General features: G+C 65.9%; 16 protein-coding genes. 14 read left to right on the forward strand and 2 right to left on the reverse strand.

Going from position 1 to position 21,536, the window contains the following annotated elements; all coding sequences use genetic code 11:
* Positions 1-7 precede the first annotated feature (7 nt).
* A complete protein-coding gene (gene sfsA / locus LE197_RS23400; RefSeq protein WP_023108796.1) occupies positions 8-715 on the reverse strand; it encodes a DNA/RNA nuclease SfsA in 708 nt (235 codons plus the stop codon).
* Positions 715-1,887, reverse strand: a complete 1,173-nt coding sequence (locus tag LE197_RS23405) for a pyridoxal phosphate-dependent aminotransferase (RefSeq protein WP_003095120.1) — start codon at positions 1,885-1,887, stop codon at positions 715-717. The genes sfsA and LE197_RS23405 overlap by 1 nt, the downstream gene beginning before the upstream one ends.
* Positions 1,888-2,079: 192 nt before the next feature.
* Here LE197_RS23405 and dksA point away from each other — a divergent pair, with 192 nt between their 5' ends.
* The 14 genes from dksA to LE197_RS23475 all read left to right on the forward strand — a co-directional run bounded on the left by dksA (position 2,080) and on the right by LE197_RS23475 (position 21,535).
* Positions 2,080-2,526 (forward strand): RNA polymerase-binding protein DksA, encoded by a 447-nt coding sequence (gene dksA / locus LE197_RS23410; protein ID WP_003095122.1) that lies wholly within the window; start codon positions 2,080-2,082, stop codon positions 2,524-2,526.
* Between the two features lie 67 nt (positions 2,527-2,593).
* Positions 2,594-3,475: a tRNA glutamyl-Q(34) synthetase GluQRS gene (gluQRS, locus tag LE197_RS23415; protein ID WP_003116072.1), complete on the forward strand. Its 882-nt coding sequence runs from the start codon at positions 2,594-2,596 to the stop codon at positions 3,473-3,475.
* Between the two features lie 69 nt (positions 3,476-3,544).
* On the forward strand, positions 3,545-3,721 hold the full coding sequence (locus tag LE197_RS23420) for a hypothetical protein (RefSeq protein ID WP_003095129.1): 177 nt from the start codon (positions 3,545-3,547) through the stop codon (positions 3,719-3,721).
* On the forward strand, positions 3,705-6,656 hold the full coding sequence (gene cbrA / locus LE197_RS23425) for a two-component system sensor histidine kinase CbrA (protein WP_014834135.1): 2,952 nt from the start codon (positions 3,705-3,707) through the stop codon (positions 6,654-6,656). Before LE197_RS23420 ends, cbrA begins: the two co-directional genes overlap by 17 nt.
* 26 nt (positions 6,657-6,682) lie before the next feature.
* On the forward strand, positions 6,683-8,119 hold the full coding sequence (gene cbrB / locus LE197_RS23430; RefSeq protein ID WP_003095138.1) for a two-component system response regulator CbrB: 1,437 nt from the start codon (positions 6,683-6,685) through the stop codon (positions 8,117-8,119).
* 900 nt (positions 8,120-9,019) lie between these two features.
* Positions 9,020-10,423, forward strand: a complete 1,404-nt coding sequence (locus LE197_RS23435; RefSeq protein WP_003095142.1) for a polynucleotide adenylyltransferase PcnB — start codon at positions 9,020-9,022, stop codon at positions 10,421-10,423.
* The gene (folK, locus tag LE197_RS23440; RefSeq protein ID WP_023108797.1) at positions 10,420-10,908 is read left to right on the forward strand and encodes a 2-amino-4-hydroxy-6-hydroxymethyldihydropteridine diphosphokinase; all 489 of its coding nucleotides are present in this window, start codon (positions 10,420-10,422) and stop codon (positions 10,906-10,908) included. Before LE197_RS23435 ends, folK begins: the two co-directional genes overlap by 4 nt.
* A gap of 249 nt (positions 10,909-11,157) precedes the next feature.
* Positions 11,158-11,958, forward strand: coding sequence for a 3-methyl-2-oxobutanoate hydroxymethyltransferase (gene panB / locus LE197_RS23445; protein ID WP_003095147.1), 801 nt, complete (start codon positions 11,158-11,160; stop codon positions 11,956-11,958).
* Complete coding sequence (gene panC / locus LE197_RS23450; protein WP_015503696.1) at positions 11,955-12,806, forward strand: pantoate--beta-alanine ligase; 852 nt, start codon at positions 11,955-11,957, stop codon at positions 12,804-12,806. The genes panB and panC overlap by 4 nt, the downstream gene beginning before the upstream one ends.
* A gap of 93 nt (positions 12,807-12,899) precedes the next feature.
* Positions 12,900-13,280, forward strand: coding sequence for an aspartate 1-decarboxylase (panD, locus tag LE197_RS23455; protein WP_003095150.1), 381 nt, complete (start codon positions 12,900-12,902; stop codon positions 13,278-13,280).
* Between the two features lie 89 nt (positions 13,281-13,369).
* Positions 13,370-15,034 carry a glucose-6-phosphate isomerase gene (gene pgi, locus LE197_RS23460; protein ID WP_003100194.1) on the forward strand — a complete coding sequence of 555 codons (1,665 nt, stop codon included), beginning with the start codon at positions 13,370-13,372 and terminating at the stop codon, positions 15,032-15,034.
* Positions 15,035-15,227: 193 nt separating this feature from the next.
* A complete protein-coding gene (gene acs, locus LE197_RS23465) occupies positions 15,228-17,165 on the forward strand; it encodes an acetate--CoA ligase (protein ID WP_015648005.1) in 1,938 nt (645 codons plus the stop codon).
* Between the two features lie 97 nt (positions 17,166-17,262).
* A complete protein-coding gene (locus LE197_RS23470; protein WP_003113910.1) occupies positions 17,263-18,144 on the forward strand; it encodes an oxygenase MpaB family protein in 882 nt (293 codons plus the stop codon).
* A 124-nt stretch (positions 18,145-18,268) separates the two neighbouring features.
* Positions 18,269-21,535 carry a DUF748 domain-containing protein gene (locus LE197_RS23475; protein ID WP_023089666.1) on the forward strand — a complete coding sequence of 1,089 codons (3,267 nt, stop codon included), beginning with the start codon at positions 18,269-18,271 and terminating at the stop codon, positions 21,533-21,535.
* Position 21,536: the final 1 nt, after the last annotated feature.

Genomic DNA, 21,536 nt, shown 5'->3' on the forward strand with positions numbered 1-21,536 from the left:
CTGTGCCTCAGAGTCGCACCGGGAGGCGCCGCGCCAGGTGCAATCCTTCCGTCGTCACCTCGGCGCCATAGGCCAGCACCTCGACGCCCGCTTGCGCCGCCTCGCGCAACGCCTTGCCATAGGCTGGATCGATCTCGTCGGCGGGGCGCACCGCCTCGACCCCGGAAAGGTTCACGCAGTACAGCTGCACCGCACGGTTCCCCTCCCGCGCCAGCGCCGCCAGTTCGCGCAGGTGCTTGGCGCCGCGCAGCGTCACCGCGTCGGGAAAGGCCGCCACGGCGGTTTCGTCGAAGCCCAGGGTGACGCTCTTCACCTCGATGAACAGTGCGCCCGTGGGGTATTCCAGGCGAAAGTCGGCGCGACTGTTCTCCACGCCGTAGGCCACTTCCCGGCGCAGAGCGGTGAAACCGGCAAGCTCCGCGATGTCCCCGGCCAGCAGCGCCTCCTCTACCAGGCGGTTGGCCCGCGCCGTGTTGACGCAGGCCAGGCGGCCCTGCGGAGTCTCGCTCAGCTCCCAGGTCCCCGGCAGCTTGCGCTTGGGGTCGTTGGAGCGGCTGAACCAGACCCGGCAACCTTCGCTCATGCAATTGAGCATCGAACCGGTATTCGGACAGTGGATAGTCAGGCGCTCGCCGCCGGCGCTCTCGATATCGGCGAGGAAACGCTTGTAGCGACGCAGCAGGCGGCCTTCTTCCAGTGGCTGCTCGAAACGCATCAGGGCCGCCAGTTCTTCAGGCCGCGGGCGATCCGCTCCACCGCTTCCTGCAGGCGCGGCAGGTTCTGGGTATAGGCGAAACGCACGTGGTGGCCGGCCTGGTGGCGGCCGAAATCCAGCCCCGGAGTGAAGGCCACGTGCTCGGTCTCGATGAAGTGCTTGCAGAAGGCGTAGGCATCGCCGCCGAACGCACTGATATCGGCGTAGAGATAGAAGGCGCCTTCCGGCTCCACGGCGATTCCGAAACCCAACTCGCGCAGGGCCGGCAGGAGGAAGTCGCGACGGCGGGCGAACTCTTCGCGACGCTCTTCGAGAATGGCGATGGTGGTCGGCTCGAAACAGGCCAGCGCGGCCTGCTGGGCCATGCTCGGCGCGCTGATGTAGAGGTTCTGCGCCAGCTTCTCCAGCTCAGGCACCGCCGCTGCCGGCGCCACCAGCCAGCCCAGGCGCCAGCCGGTCATGCCGAAATACTTGGAAAAACTATTCAGGACGAAAGCGTCGTCGTCGACTTCCAGCACCGACGCGGCGTCCACGCCATAGGTCAGGCCGTGATAGATCTCGTCCACCACCAGGTGCCCGCCGCGGGCCTTCAAGGCGCCCGACAGGCCGGCCAGTTCGTCGCGATCGAGCAGGGTCCCGGTCGGATTCGCCGGCGTCGCCACCAGAGCGCCTACACTGTCTGAATCCCAGTGCCGCTCGATGAGATCCGGTGTCAGTTGGTAACGGCTGTCCGGCCCCACCGGCACCAGTTGCGCGGCGCCTTCCACCAGGCGCAGGAAATGCCTGTTGCACGGGTAGCCCGGGTCGGCGAGCAACCAGTGGCGGCCGGGGTCGACCAGCAAGCTGCTGGCCAGCAGCAGGGCTCCGGAACCGCCCGGAGTGACCAGCACGCGCTGTGGGTCGAGGTCGACCCCGTAGCGTTCGCCGTAGAATTTCGCGATCGCCTCGCGCAGCGCCGGCAGGCCGCGGGCGGCGGTGTAGCGGGTATGCCCGGCGGCCAGGGCGGCGCGCCCGGCCTCGACGATCGGCTCGGCCGTGGTGAAGTCCGGCTCGCCGATCTCCAGGTGGATCACATCGTGGCCGGCGGCCTGCAACTCGTTGGCCCGCGCCAGCAGGGCCATGACATGGAAAGGCTCGATGGCCCGACTGCGCGCGCTATAGGAGGTAGCCATGGATATTCCGAACTTTGCGAGGAAAAACCGATTCTAACCAAGCCATTACGCGGGCGACACCAGCCTCGACAACCGGGAGTAGCGCCAAGGTTATCGTTCTGGTAAGTTCGCCCGCTTGCGACCGCGGGGCCGGAGAGCCGGCGAGGGAACCCTGCCGCGGACAGGATTAGCGAAAGTGAGAGGCGGCCATTCATGTCCACCAAAGCAAAACAACAGAGCAGCCAGCAGATGACCCGCGGCTTCGAACCCTATCAGGAAACCAAGGGCGAGGAGTACATGAGCGAGCGCATGCGCGCGCACTTCACCGCGATCCTGAACAAATGGAAACAGGAGCTGATGGAAGAAGTCGACCGTACCGTGCATCACATGCAGGACGAAGCGGCCAACTTCCCCGATCCGGCCGACCGCGCCAGCCAGGAAGAAGAATTCAGCCTGGAACTGCGCGCCCGCGACCGCGAGCGCAAGCTGATCAAGAAGATCGACGAGACCCTGCAACTGATCGAAGACGAAGAGTACGGCTGGTGCGACTCCTGCGGCGTCGAGATCGGCATCCGTCGCCTGGAGGCGCGCCCCACCGCGACCCTCTGCATCGACTGCAAGACCCTCGCGGAAATCCGCGAGAAGCAACTCGGCTCCTGAGCCGGACCGACGGGGCGCCAAGGCGCCCCGTTTCGTTTCCGCCGTTCCCCGCCGCACCGCTCGCGCCATGACCTCTTCCTATGTAGGCCGCTTCGCCCCGACGCCCAGCGGCTACCTGCACTTCGGTTCCCTGGTGGCGGCCGTCGCCTCCTACCTGGACGCACGTGCCGTCGGCGGCCGCTGGCTGGTGCGCATGGAGGACCTCGACCCGCCCCGCGAAGTCCCGGGCGCCCAGCAGGCGATCCTGGAAACCCTGGAGCGCTACGGCTTCGAATGGGACGGCGCGGTGGAGCGGCAGAGCGAACGCTTCCCGGACTACGCCGCAGTGGTCGAGCAACTGCTGCGCAGCGGCCTGGCCTACGCCTGCACTTGCTCGCGCAAGCAGCTTGAGGGATTCGCCGGGATCTACCCGGGCTTCTGCCGCGACGCCGGGCACGCCCGCGAGGATGCGGCGATCCGCCTGCGCGTGCCGGAGCTGGAATATCGCTTCGTCGACCGCGTGCAGGGCGAAGTCCACCAGCATCTCGGCCGCGAGGTCGGCGATTTCGTCATCCAGCGCCGCGATGGCTTCTACGCCTACCAACTGGCGGTGGTGCTGGACGACGCCTGGCAGGGCATCACCGACATCGTCCGCGGCGCCGACCTGCTCGACTCGACCCCGCGCCAGCTTTACCTCCAGGAATTGCTGGGGTTGAGCCAGCCGCGCTACCTGCACGTGCCGCTGATCGTCCAGCCGGACGGGCACAAGCTCGGCAAGTCCTACCGCTCCCCGCCACTGCCCGCCGAGCAGGCCGCCGCGCCGCTGACCCGCGCCCTGCGCGCGCTCGGCCAGCGGCCGCCGGCCGAACTGGCCCAGGCCAGCGCCAGCGAGGCGCTGGCCTGGGGCGTCGCGCACTGGGACGCCACGCGCATCCCGCGCTGCGCTACCCTTCCCGAGGAACGCCTGTAGCCCGCCCGGCGGCTTGCCGGCACCCACCCGCAGCCTGTAGCCTGCCGGCCCAAGCATGAGGGAAGCGGCATGTACATCTACCGACTGGTCCTGCTCCTGGTCGTGGGCATCTATCTCTTTTCCCCCGCCATCATGGACTGGTGGATCGACCCCAACGGCGCCTGGTACCGCCCGTACCTGCTGTGGCTGATCCTCATCGTGGTCACTTTCATCCTGCAGAGCCAGCGCGATGCTGACGAGCTTTAGCCTGACCCAGCTGATCCTGATCAGCGTCGCCTACCTCTCCACCCTCTTCGGCATCGCCTGGATCACCGAGCGCGGCTACGTGCCGCGCCGGCTGGTACGCCACCCGCTGGTCTACACCCTGTCGCTGGGCGTCTACGCCAGTGCCTGGGCGTTCTACGGCACGGTAGGCCTGGCCTACCAGTACGGCTACGGGTTCCTCGCCATCTACCTGGGGATTTCCGGGGCCTTCCTGCTCGCCCCGGTGCTGCTCTATCCGATCCTCCGGGTGACACGCGCCTACCAGCTGTCCTCGCTGGCCGACCTCTTCGCCTTCCGTTTCCGCAGTACCTGGGCCGGCGCCCTGACCACGCTGTTCATGCTGATCGGCGTGCTGCCGATGCTGGCCCTGCAGATCCAGGCGGTCACCGACTCGATCAGCATTCTCACCCGCGACCCGGCCCAGGAGCGGGTCGCGTTCGTCTTCTGCACCCTGATCACCCTGTTCGCGATCCTCTTCGGCGCTCGCCACATCGCCACCCGCGAACGCCACGAGGGACTGGTGTTCGCCATCGCCTTCGAGTCGCTGGTCAAGCTGGTGATGCTCGGCAGTATCGGCCTCTACGCCCTGTACGGCGTCTTCGGCGGGCCGGAAGGCCTGGAAGTCTGGCTGCTGCAGAACCAGACCGCGCTGACCACCCTGCACACGCCGCTGGCCGAAGGTCCATGGCGAACGCTGCTGCTGGTGTTCTTCGCCGCGGCCATCGTGATGCCGCACATGTTCCACATGATCTTCACCGAGAACCTCAACCCGCGCGCGCTGATTTCCGCCAGTTGGGGCCTGCCGCTGTTCCTGCTGCTGATGAGCCTGGCGGTACCGCCGATCCTCTGGGCCGGGCTGCGCCTCGGCGCCTCGACCACACCGGAGTACTACACCATCGGCCTCGGCCTGGCGGTGGACAGCCCGGCCCTGGCCCTGGCCGCCTTCATCGGCGGCATCTCCGCCGCCAGCGGGCTGACTATTGTGATGACCCTGGCGCTCTCGGGAATGGTCCTCAACCACCTGGTGCTGCCGCTCTACCAGCCGCCGGCGCAGGGCAACATCTACCGCTGGCTGAAATGGACCCGGCGCCTGCTGATCGTCGCCATCATCATGGCCAGCTACGCCTTCTACCTGCTGCTGGGCGCCGAACAGGACCTCTCCAACCTGGGCATAGTGTCCTTCGTCGCCACCCTGCAATTCCTTCCCGGCGCCCTCTCGGTGCTGTACTGGCCGACCGCCAACCGCCGTGGCTTCATCTCCGGGCTGATCGCCGGCATGCTGGTCTGGGCGATCACCATGCTGCTGCCCCTGATGGGGAACGTACAGGGCCTGTACCTGCCGCTGTTCGACGTGATCTACGTGCTGGACGATTCGAACTGGCACCTGGCGGCGCTGTCCTCGCTGGCGGCCAACGTGCTGGTATTCACCCTGGTGTCGCTGTTCACCGAGGCCAGCGACGAGGAAAAAGGCGCCGCCGAGGCCTGCGCGGTGGACAACGTACGCCGTCCGCAACGCCGCGAACTGTTCGCCGGTTCGCCGCAGGAGTTCGCCAGCCAGTTGGCCAAGCCGCTGGGCGCCAAGACCGCGCAGAAGGAGGTCGAGCAGGCCCTGCGCGATCTCCACCTGCCCTTCGACGAACGTCGCCCCTATGCCCTGCGTCGCTTGCGCGACCGCATCGAGGCGAACCTTTCCGGGCTGATGGGACCCAGTGTCGCCCAGGACATCGTGGAGACCTTCCTTCCCTACAAGACCAGCGAAGAAAGCTATGTCACCGAGGACATCCACTTCATCGAGAGCCGCCTGGAGGACTATCACTCCCGGCTGACTGGCCTGGCTGCCGAACTCGACACCTTGCGCCGCTACCACCGGCAGACCCTGCAAGACCTGCCGATGGGCGTCTGCTCCCTGGCCAAGGACCAGGAAGTGCTGATGTGGAACCGCGCCATCGAGGAACTCACCGGGGTCGGCGCGCAGAAGGTCGTCGGTTCGCGCCTGTCGGCCTTGCCCGAACCCTGGAAGGGCCTGCTGGAACGTTTCATCGACGCCCCCGACGAGCACCTGCACAAGCAGCGCCTGGTCTACGACGGCCACACCCGCTGGCTGAACCTGCACAAGGCGGCCATCGAGGAACCCCTGGCGCCGGGCAACAGCGGCCTGGTGCTACTGGTGGAAGACCTCACCGAAACCCAACTGTTGGAAGACAAGCTGGTCCACTCCGAGCGCCTGGCTTCCATCGGCCGCCTTGCCGCCGGGGTGGCCCACGAGATCGGCAATCCGATCACCGGCATCGCCTGCCTGGCGCAGAACCTGCGCGAGGAACGCGAAGGCGACGGCGAGCTGACCGAGATCAGCGAGCAGATCCTCGACCAGACCAAGCGCGTATCGCGCATCGTCCAGTCGTTGATGAGCTTCGCCCACTCCGGCAGCCACCTGCAGGCCCTGGAACCGGTGTGCCTGAGCGAAGTCGCCCAGGAGGCCATCGGACTGCTGTCGCTGAACCGGCGTAGCGTCGAAGTAGAGTTCTTCAACCTCTGCGATCCGGCGCACTGGGTCGAGGGCGACTCGCAGCGCCTGGCCCAGGTGCTGATCAACCTGCTCTCCAATGCTCGCGACGCCAGCCCGCCGGGCGGCGCGATCCGGGTCCGCAGCGAAGCCTCGGAACATACCGTGGACCTGGTCGTCGAGGACGAGGGCAGCGGCATCCCGAAGGCGATCATGGACCAGTTGTTCGAACCGTTCTTCACCACCAAGGACCCCGGCAAGGGGACCGGGCTCGGCCTCGCACTGGTCTATTCGATCGTGGAAGAGCATTATGGACAGATAACCATCGAGAGCCCGACGGATCACCAGCGAGAATGCGGCACCCGCTTCCGCGTGACCCTGCCGCGGCACCCTGGCCCGACGGCCGAGCTGTAGACGAGCACGTCGAGAGAGCTGAATACATGGCACATATTCTGATCGTCGAAGACGAAACCATTATCCGATCTGCATTGCGACGCCTGCTGGAGCGCAACCAGTACCAGGTCAGCGAAGCCGGCTCGGTGCAGGAAGCCCAGGAGCGCTACACCATCCCCTCCTTCGACATGGTGGTCAGCGACCTGCGCCTGCCGGGCGCCCCCGGCACCGAACTGATCAAGCTCGCCGAAGGCATTCCGGTGCTGATCATGACCAGCTACGCCAGCCTGCGTTCGGCGGTGGATTCGATGAAGATGGGCGCGGTGGACTACATCGCCAAGCCTTTCGACCACGACGAAATGCTCCAGGCCGTGGCGCGCATCCTCAAGGACCGCCAGGAGAACCGCAGCGCGGCCCCGGTCTCCGCCAACGGCGGCAAGGCCGGCGGCGAGCGCGGCGCCAGCCCGGCGGCAGCCGACGGCGAGATAGGCATCATCGGCTCCTGTGCGCCGATGCAAGAGCTGTACAGCAAGATTCGCAAGGTCGCGCCGACCGACTCTACGGTACTGATCCAGGGCGAGTCCGGCACCGGCAAGGAACTGGTCGCCCGCGCCCTGCACAACCTGTCGAAGCGCGCCAAGGCGCCGCTGATCTCGGTGAACTGTGCGGCGATTCCGGAAACCCTGATCGAATCCGAGCTGTTCGGCCATGAAAAAGGCGCCTTCACCGGTGCCAGCGCCGGGCGCGCCGGGCTGGTCGAAGCGGCCGACGGCGGCACCCTGTTCCTCGACGAGATCGGCGAACTGCCGCTGGAGGCCCAGGCCCGCCTGCTGCGCGTATTGCAGGAAGGCGAGATCCGCCGGGTCGGCTCGGTGCAATCGCAGAAGGTCGACGTGCGCCTGATCGCCGCCACCCACCGCGACCTGAAAACCCTGGCCAAGACCGGGCAATTCCGCGAAGACCTCTATTACCGCCTGCATGTGATCTCGCTGAAGCTGCCCGCCCTGCGCGAGCGTGGCAACGACGTGATGGAGATCGCCCGCGCCTTTCTGGCTCGCCAGTGCACCCGGATGGGGCGCGCGCCGCTCAGCTTCGCCCACGACGCCGAACAGGCGATCCGCCATTACCCATGGCCGGGCAACGTGCGCGAACTGGAAAACGCCATCGAGCGGGCGGTGATCCTCAGCGAGAGCCAGGAAATCCACGCCGACCTGCTGGGTATCGACATCGAGCTGGACGACCTCGAGGACGACTTCGCCGCCGACCTCGGCCTCGGCCCGGCGGGCGCCGCGGCCAGCAACCACGAGCCCACCGAGGACCTTTCGCTGGAAGACTACTTCCAGCACTTCGTCCTCGAGCACCAGGACCACATGACCGAGACCGAGCTGGCCCGCAAGCTGGGCATCAGCCGCAAATGCCTGTGGGAACGCCGCCAGCGCCTGGGCATTCCGCGGCGTAAATCAGGGGCCTCGGCCGACTCGTAACACCCTGCAACCTGTTACCGCGGACGTACCGCGTAACAGAAACCGGGTTCATCGGTAACGGGAACCCGGTTTTTTTGTGCCCTCCGCCGACCCACCGAAAACCTCAACCCCTTGATTTTACTGGGTTTCGAAAAACTGGCACGGCATCTGCTTATGTATTGGCACAACAACAATAACAAGCAACGACGAAGACAATAAAAACAACACGTAACGACTCCAGCACAACAAAAACAAAATCGCGGAGGCGCAGCTAACTGATTCTTTTGGAGAGGAGTTGCTGTCGGGACCCGTCCCGCAGCCAGTCGGAAGAAGAATAAAACTGCCTCGAGGCAGCGCACAGACTGGTTGGATCGTTCGACGATCATGGCAGCATCAGCGACCAAAGCAATCCGTTTGCTATTGAACTCCCAGCCTGGGAGATATCCCTGAAGCGACTGGCTCAAGGGACGGGTCGACAAACAAAAACAACAAGCCCGAAATCATAATAAAAACAAAGCACGCACCTACTTGGGGGGGAGCTTCGGCTCCCCCAGTAGCTTCACCCCCTCCCTCCGTTTTTCCCGTTTTTCCTTCGCCTTACACCATTTCCCCATCCAATGCTAGAATCCGCGCAGACTATGCGGCCATCCGCATGCCTTGCCAGATTCACCGCAGCCTTCCCGGCCCTCTCCCGCTTCGCGGGAACAGGATGTACGGCCCCTGTTCGTTTCTGTCAGGATGCATGGCGCAGTCGGTTCCGGCGCCCGGGACGCCCTGTGCGTCGCGGGGCCAAACATTCAACGGGTACAGAACACGCCTCGCCCGAGAGGTCCTGATAATGCCGCAGCATTACCCGACGTCCGTCCTGTTTGAGCAACGCAGGCGTGCAATCACCCACATCGTGCTCCCGATAACACATCCATGCTGAAAAAGCTGATCCAGACCATTCGTTCCCCCCTGCGCCGTCCGCGCGCCGTCCGTACAACCCCGGAAGTCATCGGTAACAACCAGCACTCCCTGCGCCGGGACCAGTTCAGCCGGAACGCCGTCAAGGTCGTCGAGATCCTCCAGCGGGCCGGCTACCAGGCCTACGTGGTCGGGGGCTGCGTACGCGACCAGATGCTCGGCATCGCTCCCAAGGACTTCGATGTCGCCACCAGCGCCACGCCGGAGCAGGTCCGCGCCGAATTCCGCAACGCGCGGATCATCGGCCGCCGCTTCAAACTGGTACACGTGCACTTCGGCCGCGAGATCATCGAGGTCGCCACCTTCCGCGCCCATCACCCGGAAGGCCAGGACGATGGCGATAGCCGCGCGTCCAGCAACGAAAGCGGCCGCATCCTGCGCGACAACGTCTATGGCAGCCTGGAAGACGACGCCCAGCGCCGCGACTTCACCATCAATGCCCTGTACTTCGACGTCACCAGCGAGCGGCTGCTGGACTACGCCAATGGCGTTCACGACATCCGCAATCGCCTGATCCGCCTGATCGGCGATCCGGAGCAGCGTTATCTGGAAGACCCGGTGCGGATGCTGCGGGCGGTACGTTTCGCCGCCAAGCTCGACTTCGAGATCGAGAAGCACAGCGCCGCGCCGATTCGCCGGCTGGCCCCGCTGCTGCGGGAAATCCCTTCGGCGCGCCTGTTCGACGAGGTGCTCAAGCTGTTCCTCGCCGGCCGGGCCGAGCGCACTTTCGAACTGCTGGTCGAGTACGAACTGTTCGCGCCGCTGTTCCCGGCCAGCGCCAAGGCACTGCAGGCCAACCCCGACTACACCGGCAAGCTGATCCGCCAGGCCCTGGCCAATACCGATGCGCGCATTCGCCAGGGCAAGCCGGTAACCCCGGCCTTCCTCTTCGCCGCACTGCTCTGGCCGGCCCTGCCGGCGCGCGTCGCGCAGTTGCAGGAGAAAGGCATGCCGGCCATCCCGGCGATGCAGGAAGCCGCCCACGAACTGATCAGCGAACAGTGCCAGCGGATTGCCATTCCCAAGCGTTTCACCCTGCCGATCCGCGAGATCTGGGATATGCAGGAACGTCTGCCGCGACGCCAGGGCAAGCGCGCCGACCTGCTCCTGGAAAACCCGCGCTTCCGCGCCGGCTACGACTTCCTCCTGCTGCGCGAAAGTGCCGGCGAGGAAACCGAAGGACTCGGCCAATGGTGGACCGATTACCAGGAAGTCAGCGACAGCGAGCGGCGCAACATGATCCGCGACCTGGTCAGCCAGGAAGACGGCAGCGCCCCGCGCAAGCGTCGCCGCGGCGGCAACAGCGGCCGTCGGCGCCGCGGGCCGCGCAAGGAAGGCAGCGGCGGAAGCGGCGAATGATCCAGCGCGTCTACGTGGCGCTGGGCAGCAACCTGGCCGAACCGCGCGAGCAGATCCAGGCTGCCCTCGATGCCTTCGAGCGGCTTCCCGAGACCCGCCTGGTCGCCGTCTCGCCGCTCTATATCAGCGACCCGCTCGGCCCCGCCGACCAGCCGCGCTTCGTCAACGGCGTGGCGGCCCTCGACACCAACCTGGCGCCGCTCGACCTGCTCGACGCCCTGCAGGCCATCGAACTGGACCAGGGGCGCGTCCGCGACCTGCGCTGGGGTCCGCGCACGCTCGACCTGGACATCCTGCTGTTCGGCGAACAATTGCTCGACCTGCCGCGCCTGAAGGTGCCGCACTACCACATGCAGGCGCGCGCTTTCGTGCTCTATCCCCTCGCCGATCTCGCCCCCGACCTGCGCCTGCCCGATGGCCGCCACCTGCCGGAGCTGCTCGCGGCCTGTCCGTTCGAGGGCATCGAACGCCTTCCGGGCGCCTGACCCTGCCTGCCCGCCGCTGCGCGGATACCTCGCGGCGGGCTCTTCACACTGTTACCGAAAAGCTGACGAAGGACGTCGCGGATGGGCGTACACTGCGCGCGCAACCGCAGGCGGCGCGGCGTTCGGCAGTGGCAGTAACGCCGTAACAATGCGGTAACACCTGCAATTGACTTCGAGCCACCCCATCCGGACTATAAGTGGCCGTTTGCCCCGCGCCGGCTCATCACCGGCCCAACGAGGAGCCTTTCCATGCCTGATGTAACCCTGACCACCCTGCAAGGGTTGAAGCAGAGCGGCGAGAAGATCGCCATGCTGACCTGCTACGACGCCACCTTCGCCCACACCGCCAGCCAGGCCGGCGTGGACGTGCTTCTGGTCGGAGATTCGCTCGGAATGGTATTGCAGGGTCACGACAGCACCCTGCCGGTCAGCAACGAGGAAATGGCCTATCACACGGCCTGCGTGAAACGCGGTAACAAAGGTTCCCTGATCGTCACCGACCTGGCCTTCGAATCCAGCCATTCCGTGGCCCAGACCCTTGCCGACGCGGTCCGCCTGATGCAGGCCGGCGCACACATGGTCAAGCTGGAGGGTGGGGCCTGGCTGGCGGAGCCGATCGCCCGCCTGGCACAGATGGGCGTGCCGGTCTGCGCGCATCTCGGCCTGACCCCGCAGGCGGTCAACCTGTTCGGCGGCTTCAAGGTCCAGGGCCGCCAGGAAACCCAGGCGCGCCAGTTGCGCGCCGATGCCATCGCCCTGGAGCAGGCCGGCGCCGCCATGCTGCTGCTGGAGTGCGTGCCCAGCGTGCTGGCCGAAGAGATCACCCAGGCGGTGAAGATCCCGGTGATCGGGATTGGCGCCGGTGCGGCGACCGATGGCCAGGTGCTGGTCATGCACGACATGCTGGGTCTCTCGCTGACCGGCCGCTCGCCCAAGTTCGTCAAGGATTTCATGCAAGGCCAGGAGAGCATCCCAGCCGCCATCGCGGCCTACGTCCGCGCCGTCAAGGACGTGTCCTTCCCCGCCGCCGAACACGGATTCAACGCATGAACACCGTCAAGACCGTCCGTGAACTGCGCGCCGCGGTGGCGCGCGCCCGCAGCGAAGGCAAGCGCATCGGCTTCGTGCCGACCATGGGCAACCTCCACGCCGGCCATGCCGCGCTGGTAAAGAAAGCCGGCGAACGCGCCGACTTCGTGGTCGTCAGCATCTTCGTCAACCCGCTGCAGTTCGGCCCCAGCGAAGACCTCGACAAATACCCGCGAACCCTCGCAGCCGACCAGGAACGCCTGCTCGAAGCCGGCTGCCACCTGCTGTTCACCCCGACCGTCGAGGAAATGTACCCCGACGGCATGGACGGGCAGACCCGCATCCATGTTCCCGGCGTCTCCGAAGGCCTTTGCGGCGCCAGTCGTCCCGGCCATTTCGAAGGCGTGGCGACCGTGGTCAGCAAGCTGCTGAACATGGTCCAGCCGGACCTCGCGCTGTTCGGCGAAAAGGATTTCCAGCAGTTGGCGGTGATCCGCAAGCTGGTCCGCGACCTCAACCTGCCGGTGCAGATCTTCGGCGAGCCGACGGTGCGCGCCGCCGATGGCCTGGCGTTGTCCTCGCGCAACGGTTACCTCGACGAGCAGCAGCGCGCCGCCGCCCCGGCGATCTACCGCACCCTGCGGCAGCTCGGCGAACGCATACGCGCCGGCGCCGAGGACTTCCCGGCATTGCTCGCCGACGCCCGCCAGGCCCTGGAACAGGCCGGGCTGCGCCCCGACTACCTGGAAATCCGCGAGCCGATCAGCCTGCGCCCCGGGGTACCCGGCGACCGCCAACTGGTGATCCTGGCCGCCGCCTACCTGGGCAGTACGCGGCTGATCGACAACCTCTCAATCCACCTCGATTGACGCATGCCGAGCCCCCGGTTCCCGGGGGCTTGAGCGCTCACCACGGACTCGCCATACTCTGCCGCCCCCCGCGGACCCGATAGGAGTCGCCCCATGCACGCCATCATGCTCAAAGCCAAGTTGCATCGCGCCGAAGTCACCCATGCCGTCCTCGACTACGAAGGCTCCTGCGCCATCGACGGCGATTGGCTGGACCTCTCCGGAATCCGCGAGTACGAACAGATCCAGATCTACAACGTCGACAACGGCGAGCGCTTCACCACCTATGCGATCCGCGCCGAGAACGGCTCGAAGATGATCTCGGTGAACGGCGCCGCGGCACACAAGGCCAAGGTCGGCGACCGCGTGATCATCTGCGCCTACGCACACTACAGCGAAGCCGAACTGGCCAGCCACAAGCCGCGCATGCTGTACATGGCGCCGGGCAACCAGCTCAGCCATACCAGCGAGGCGATTCCGATACAGGTCGCCTGACCTCGCCCCCTCTGGATAAAGCCCGGTTTCATCCGGGCTTTTTCATGTTCAAATAAGTGCGCCATCGAATTCCAACCAGAAGGTCAGCCATGAAGCACCACCTCACTCCGCTGGATGCCACGCAACTCGACAGTTGGCGCGCCCTGGCCGCCCATCGCCAGGAACTGCAGGACTTCAGGATGCGCCAGGCGTTCATCGACGATCCGGAGCGCTTCAAGCGGTTTTCCTTCAGCGCCTGTGGACTGTTCCTCGACTTCTCGAAGAACCTGATTCGCCAGGACACCATCGACCTGCTGGTGAAGCTGGCCGAGGAAGCACGGCTGAGCGACGCGATCCGGGCGATGTTCGACGGCGAGGCGATCAATGCCTCCGAGCGCCGGCCGGTACTGCATACCGCGCTGCGTCGACCGATCGGCGACAAGGTGCTGGTCGATGGCGTCGACGTGATGCCGGAAGTCCACCGCGTCCTGCACCAGATGACCGAGCTGGTGGGCTACGTGCACAACGGCCTGTGGCGCGGCTATACCGAAAAGCCGATCACCGACGTGGTGAACATCGGCATCGGCGGCTCCTTCCTCGGCCCGCAACTGGTATCCGAAGCCTTGCTGCCGTTCGCCCAGAAAGGCGTGCGCTGCCACTACCTGGCGAACATCGACGGTAGCGAGTTCCATGAACTGGCCAGCCGCCTGAACGCCGAGACCACCCTGTTCATCGTTTCCTCCAAGTCCTTCGGGACCCTGGAAACCCTGAAGAACGCCCAGGCCGCACGCGCCTGGTACCTGGCCCAGGGCGGCACCGAGGAAGAGCTTTACCGCCATTTCATCGCCGTCTCCAGCAACAAGGAAGCCGCGATCGCCTTCGGCATCCGCGAGGAAAACATCTTCCCCATGTGGGACTGGGTCGGCGGCCGCTACTCGCTGTGGTCGGCCATCGGCCTGCCGATCGCCATGTCCATCGGCATCTCCAACTTCAAGGAACTGCTGTCCGGCGCCTACAACATGGACCAGCATTTCCAGACCGCGCCGTTCGAACGCAACATCCCGGTGCTGCTCGGCCTGCTCGGCGTCTGGTACGGCGACTTCTGGGGCGCGAACAGCCACGCGATCCTGCCCTACGACTACTATCTGCGGAATATCACCGACCATCTGCAACAACTGGACATGGAATCCAACGGCAAGAGCGTGCGCCAGGACGGCACGCCGGTCACCAGCGGCACCGGGCCGGTGATCTGGGGTGGTGTCGGCTGCAACGGCCAGCACGCCTACCATCAGTTGCTGCACCAAGGCACCCAGTTGATCCCGGCGGACTTCATCGTCCCGGTGAGCAGCTACAACCCGGTGGCCGACCATCACCAGTGGCTGTACGCCAACTGCCTGTCGCAGAGCCAGGCGCTGATGCTCGGCAAGAGCCGCGAGGAGGCCGAGGCCGAACTGCGCGCCAAGGGCCTGCCGGAAGCCGAAGTGCAGCGCCTGGCGCCGCACAAGGTGATTCCGGGCAACCGACCGAGCAACACCCTGGTGGTCGAGCGCATCAGCGCCCGCCGCCTCGGCGCGCTGATCGCCATGTACGAGCACAAGGTCTACGTACAGAGCATCCTCTGGGGCATCAACGCCTTCGACCAATGGGGCGTGGAGCTTGGCAAGGAACTCGGCAAGGGTGTCTATTCGCGCCTGGTCGGCAGCGAGGAAACCCCGGCCGAGGACGCCTCGACCCAAGGCCTGATCGACTTCTTCCGCGGCCGCCATCGCGGCTGATCCGCCTCTCCCCAAAGCCCGGCCCTAGGCCGGGCTTTTTCATTCCGTCCGGCGATTGACCCCGGCGCCTTCCCCGCTCGCGCCTTTGGCACTTGAACATGGCTCTCGCCTGGCCCACCCTTGGTCGAACCTGGAGAGGGGCCGCGTGCGGTCTCTCGACACCTTGCGGAGCAGAAAAACAAAGGAAACCGCCATGTTCGAGATCAGCGTCCACCCGGTGCCGGACGCCGTCCGCCAGCGTGCCTACCTGAACGACGACGACTACCAGCGCCTGTACCGCCAATCCGTCGAGAACCCCGACGAGTTCTGGGGCGAGCAGGCCAAGGCCTTCCTCGATTGGTTCAAGCCCTGGCACAGCGTCCACCACGGCGACCTGAGGAAAGGCCAGGCCACCTGGTTCAAGGGCGGCCAGTTGAACGTCGCCTACAACTGCATCGATCGCCACCTGGAACGCCGCGGCGAACAGATCGCGATCGTCTGGGAAGGCGACAACCCCAGCGAATCCGCGCACATCACCTACCGCAAGCTGCACCACAACGTCTGCCGCCTGGCTAACGTGCTGAAGAGCCGCGGCGTGGAAAAGGGCGACCGGGTCTGCATCTACATGCCGATGATTCCCGAGGCCGCCTACGCCATGCTCGCCTGCGCCCGTATCGGGGCGGTGCACTCGGTGGTGTTCGGCGGCTTCTCGCCGGACTCGCTGCGCGACCGCATCCTCGATGCCGACTGCCGCACCGTGATCACCGCCGACGAGGGCGTGCGCGGCGGCAAGTACATCCCGCTGAAGCAGAATGTGGAAAAGGCACTGAAGGACTGCCCGGACGTCTCTACCGTGGTGGTGGTCGAGCGCACCCAGGGCGACATACCCTGGGTCGAAGGCCGCGACATCTGGTACCACGAGGCGCTCCACGCGGCCTCAGCCGACTGCCCGGCGGAAGTGATGGACGCCGAGGACCCGCTGTTCATCCTCTATACCTCCGGCAGCACCGGCAAGCCGAAGGGCGTGTTGCACACCACCGGGGGCTACCTGCTCGGCGCGGCGATGACCCACAAGTACGTGTTCGACTACCACGATGGCGACGTCTACTGGTGCACCGCCGACGTCGGCTGGGTCACCGGACACAGCTATATCGTCTACGGCCCGCTGGCCAACGGTGCCACCACCCTCATGTTCGAGGGCGTGCCCAACTACCCGGACGCCTCGCGCTTCTGGCAGGTGATCGACAAGCACCAGGTGAATATCTTCTACACCGCGCCGACCGCGATCCGCGCGCTGATGCGCGAAGGCGACGCCCCGGTCCGCCAGACCTCGCGCAGCAGCCTGCGCCTGCTCGGCTCGGTGGGCGAGCCGATCAACCCGGAGGCCTGGGAGTGGTACTACCAGGTGGTCGGCGAGAAGCGCTGCCCCATCGTCGATACCTGGTGGCAGACCGAGACCGGCAGCATCCTGATCACCCCGTTGCCCGGCGCCACTGCGCTAAAGCCAGGCTCGGCTACCCGCCCGTTCTTCGGCGTGCAACCCGTGCTGCTCGACGAGAAAGGCAAGGAAATCGACGGCGCGGGCAGCGGCGTACTGGCGATCAAGGCCAGTTGGCCGAGTCAGATCCGCAGCGTCTACGGCGACCACCAGCGGATGATCGACACCTACTTCAAGCCCTACCCCGGGTATTACTTCAGCGGCGACGGCGCGCGCCGCGACGAAGACGGCTACTACTGGATCACCGGCCGGGTCGACGACGTGATCAATGTCTCCGGACACCGGATCGGCACCGCCGAGGTCGAGAGCGCGCTGGTCCTGCACGATGCGGTGGCCGAGGCGGCAGTGGTCGGCTGCCCGCATGACGTGAAGGGCCAGGCCATCTACGCGTTCGTCACCCTGATGGCCGGCAGTCAGCCCAGCGAGGCGCTACAACAGGAATTGCTGGCCCTGGTCGGCAAGGAGATCGGCAGCTTCGCCAAGCCGGATCACCTGCAATGGGCGCCCAGCCTGCCGAAGACCCGCTCCGGCAAGATCATGCGGCGTATCCTGCGCAAGATCGCCTGCAACGAGCTGGACAGTCTCGGCGATACCTCGACCCTGGCCGATCCGGGAGTGGTGCAGGGGTTGATCGACAACCGCCTCAACCGCTGACCCGCGCAACCGTCCCGCCGCCCTGCGGCGCGGGACGGTTCCAGTCTCTCCGGCGCCTGGGTTAAGCTCGTGCCTGCCCTGTCGTAGCGAGCCCCCCATGGAAAGCGTCCGTCGCCATATCGAAAGCCAGGTGCTGAGCCTTACCGGGCTCGCCGTCGGCGGTGTCGACTTCGAGTCGCCGAAAGGCGATCCGGGCCTGTTCGGCCCCGATGCCGCCTGCTGGAAGGTCCACGGCGACTTCAGCAGCATGATGATCGGCGGCATCGGCGCGCTGCTCCTGCAGATGCTCCATCCGCTGGCCCTGGCGGGGGTGTGGGACCACTCCAATTTCCGCGACGACCTGCTCGGGCGCCTGCGTCGCACCGGTCAGTTCATCTCGGCCACCACCTACGGCCCGCTGGCCGATGCCGAGCGACTGATCGAGCGGGTCCGGCGCATCCACGAAAGCGTCATCGGCCAGTTGCCCGACGGCACGCCCTACTCCGCCAGCGACCCGGACCTGCTGACCTGGGTGCATGTCGCCGAGGTCAGCAGCTTTCTCAAGTCCTACCTGCGCTATCTCAATCCCGACCTGCCGGGCAGCGAGCAGGACCGTTACTACTCGGAAATCGCCCTGGTCGCCGAACGCCTCGGCGCCCGCGCGGTACCGCGCGACCGCCAGCAGATCGCCGCCTACCTGGAGGCCATGCGTCCACGCCTGCGTTGCGACGAACGCACCCGCGAAGTGGTGCGGATTCTCTTCAACGCACCAGCGCCCAGCACCCTGGCCAGGCCGTTCGGCGCGCTGATGCTGCGCGCAGGCGCCGAGCTGTTGCCGGAATGGGCCGGATCGATGCTCGACCTCCCGTTCAGTCCGCTACAACGCCGCCTGATCCGCGGCAGCGTCAGGCGCAGCGTACCCTTGCTGCGCTGGGCGGTGCGCAACGCTTCGATGCATCGAGCCTGCCGGCGCATGGGTCTGCCGCCGGTGAGCCACTGAACTTTCGTGCCGTGACAGCGAGAATACCCGTCCAAAGGCTCTGAAACGGCGCGAATCACGGTCGGAACCTTGAGGCCGTGCCATACTCCAACGCACCGCTTAGAACGGAAAACGAAAGAGAGCCATGCCCAAAGGACTGAAACGCGCTGTCAGCGCCCTGCTGATCACCTTCCTCGTCTATTGCCTGCTGGGCTTTCTGCTCATACCCGGCATCGGGCTGCGCGTCGCCAACCAGCAACTGGCGCAATACGCCACCGTCCCCGCACGTCTCGAACGTATCGAATTCAACCCCTTCAGCCTGGAATTGACCCTCTGGGGTCTGCGCCTGGGCGAGGAGAAGAACCCCCAGCTCGCCTTCCGCCGGCTGTACGCCAACCTGCAGCTGGACAGCCTGTGGAAACGCCAGCTGCACCTGGCCGACGTCGAGCTGGAAGGTCCGCATACCGAACTGCTGTTCGACGAGAAGGGCCAGCTCAACCTGGCCAGACTGTTCAGGATCCCGCCGAGCGAATCGCCCGAGCCTGAACAGCCGAGCGACCCGTTCCCGCTGCGCATCGACCGCATCCAACTGGCCGAGGGCAGCCTGCACTTCCAGGACCTGCGACCGAGCGAGCCGGTGGACTTCAGCTTCGATCCGCTGGGCTTCGAGCTGCACAACCTCAGCACCCTGCCCGACGACGGCGCGAAGATGACCCTGGTCGCCACCGGCCCGAACGGCGGCCGCCTCGACTGGGAAGGCGACCTGACCCTGGTGCCGATCACGTCCAGGGGCCACCTGAGCGTCAAGGATATCCAGCTCAAGGCCTGGTGGCCCTATGTCCGCGACAATGCCCCGCTGGTGCTGGAGAACGGCGTGGTCAGCCTCTCCAGCGACTATCGCCTGGACCTGTCCAAGGACACCCAGCTGCTGCTCGACAAGGCCGCGCTGAAACTCGCCGACTTCAGCATCAATTCGCCCCAGGGCAAGCCGCTGGCCAAGCTCGCCAGCCTCGACGTGGCCGCTACCACCCTGGACCTGGCCAAGCAGGAAGTGGTGCTCGGCGAAGTCCGCAGCCAGGGCCTGGAGGCCTGGGCCGCGCGCGAGAAGGACGGCCAGCTCGACTGGCAGAAACTGTTCGCCGACTTCACTCCGCCGCCACGCAAGGCGCCTGCACCCAAGCCGGCGGAAAACACCGATCCCGCCGCTGCCCCGACCGACGCGGCGAAGACCACCCGCGAACCGGCAACCGACGGTGCCGCCAAGGCAGCCGTGATAGCCTCGGGCGAAGCGGGCAAGGACAGGCCGGCGGAGAAGGACGCCAGCGTCGCCGAGACGGAAAGGGCAACGGACGACAAAGAGTCCGCCAAGGTCGCGGAAGGCGCTGCCGACAAGGTAGCCAAGCAAGAGACGAGCAAGGCTCCGAAGACCGGCAAGGCAACCGGGCAGGAAACGGCCAAGACTGCGGAAATCGACAAGGCAGCCAGCGACTCTCCGCAACAGCTCGCCGACACTGCAAAGACGCCTCCGCCGGAAAGTACGAAAGCCGCCGCGGAGACGCCCGCCAAGCCCTGGCACATCGTCCTGCGCGACGCCCAGCTGCGCGGCTACAAGGCGCACCTGGTGGATCGCCAGCCGGCCACCGAGGTCCCGCTGGAAGTCGGCCCGCTGGACCTCGACCTGCAGAACGTCGACAGCCTCGGCAAGACCCCCTTCGACCTCAAGCTCAAGACCGGCCTCGGCAACCGCGGCCAGGTCCAGGCCAGCGGCCAGGTGGTGCTCGACCCGGTCAGCGCCAGGCTCAAGGTCAGTACCCGCGACATCGACCTGCGCGTGGCCCAGGCCTACATCTCGCCGTTCATCCGCCTGGAACTGCGCAGCGGCTTCCTTGGCAGCGAGCTGGCGGTCGACCTGAAGAGCGTCGAGCCGCTGGCCTTCAGCGTCGACGGCAGCGCCGAAGTCAGCCAGTTGCATACCCTGGATACCATCAAGGACCGCGACTTCGTCAAATGGACCAAGCTGACCCTCAACGGCCTCGCCTATCGGCACGAGGACAGCCTGTCGATCCAGAGCGTGTCCTTCGAGGAGCCCTACGCCCGCTTCATCATCAACGAAGATCGCAGCACCAACGTCAGCGAGCTGATCATCCCGCAACCGGGTAGTTCGTCCGGCAAGGCCGCCGCCGAAAGCAAGAACGCGCCGGCGAGCAAGCCGCTGGGCATCCACATCGGCGGCGTACGGATCAACAACGGCTCGGCGAACTTCGCCGACCTGACCCTGATGCCGCCGTTCGGTACCGCCATCCAGCAGCTCAGCGGCGAAGTCGGCACCCTCGACACGCGCAACTCGCAGCCGGCCAAGGTGGACATCAAGGGCAAGGTCGACAAGTACGCACCGGTGACCATCGCCGGCGAACTGGACCCATTCGACCCGCTGAAGAAACTCGACATCACCACCAGCTTCAAGCGCGTCGAGCTGACCACCCTGACGCCCTATTCCGGCAAGTTCGCCGGCTACCGCATCCGTAAGGGGCGACTCAACCTGGACCTGCACTACCAGATCGAACGCAGCCAACTGAAGGCGGAAAACAAGGTCCTGCTGGAAGGCCTGCAACTCGGCGAGAAGGTCGACAGCCCGGATGCCGTAGACCTGCCGGTGAAGCTGGCGGTAGCCCTGCTCAAGGACACCAAGGGCAACATCGATATCCAGTTGCCGGTGGCCGGCGATCTGAACAACCCGGAGTTCAGCGTCATGCCGATCGTCTGGCAGACCCTGCGCAACCTGGTCCTGCGCGCCGTGCAGGCGCCGTTCAAGTTCATCGCCGGCCTCGCCGCCGGCGGTAACGAGGATCTCGGCACGGTACCCTTCGCCGCGGGCAGCGACGAGCTGACGCCAGAAGCCCAGGCCAACCTCGACAAGCTCGCCGATGCGCTCAAGGAGCGGCCGGCGCTGCGCCTGGAAGTGGAAGGCGTGGCCTCCGCCGCGGCTGACGGTCCCTCGATCGGCGCCAAGCGTCTCGAACTGGAATACCAGAACACCTACTACCGCATGCTCCAGCGTCGCGGCGACAAGGTACCGAGCGACGCCAAGCAGCTCGAGGTGCCGGAGAACATGCAGGCACCGCTGCTCGAAGGCATCTACCGGACCCGCCTGAAGCAGCAGCCACCAGCCGAGTGGAAGGAACTGGACAGCGACGAACGCACCGCGAAGATGCGCGAAGCGGTGATCGCTTCCTGGGCCAAGAGCCAGGTGCTGCTGCGCCAGATCGGCCAGGCCCGGGCCACCCGGATCAAGGATTACCTGGTGGAGAAAGGCCAGTTGCCGGACGATCGCATCTACTTGATCGACGTCAGTTTCGCCGAAGGCGAAGACAAGGGTAATGTCGACACCCAACTGCACCTGGATAGCGAGTGAT

Origin of the sequence: Pseudomonas sp. PS1(2021) (assembly GCF_020405165.1) — a bacterium.
Taxonomy (GTDB): Bacteria; Pseudomonadota; Gammaproteobacteria; order Pseudomonadales; family Pseudomonadaceae; genus Pseudomonas; species Pseudomonas aeruginosa.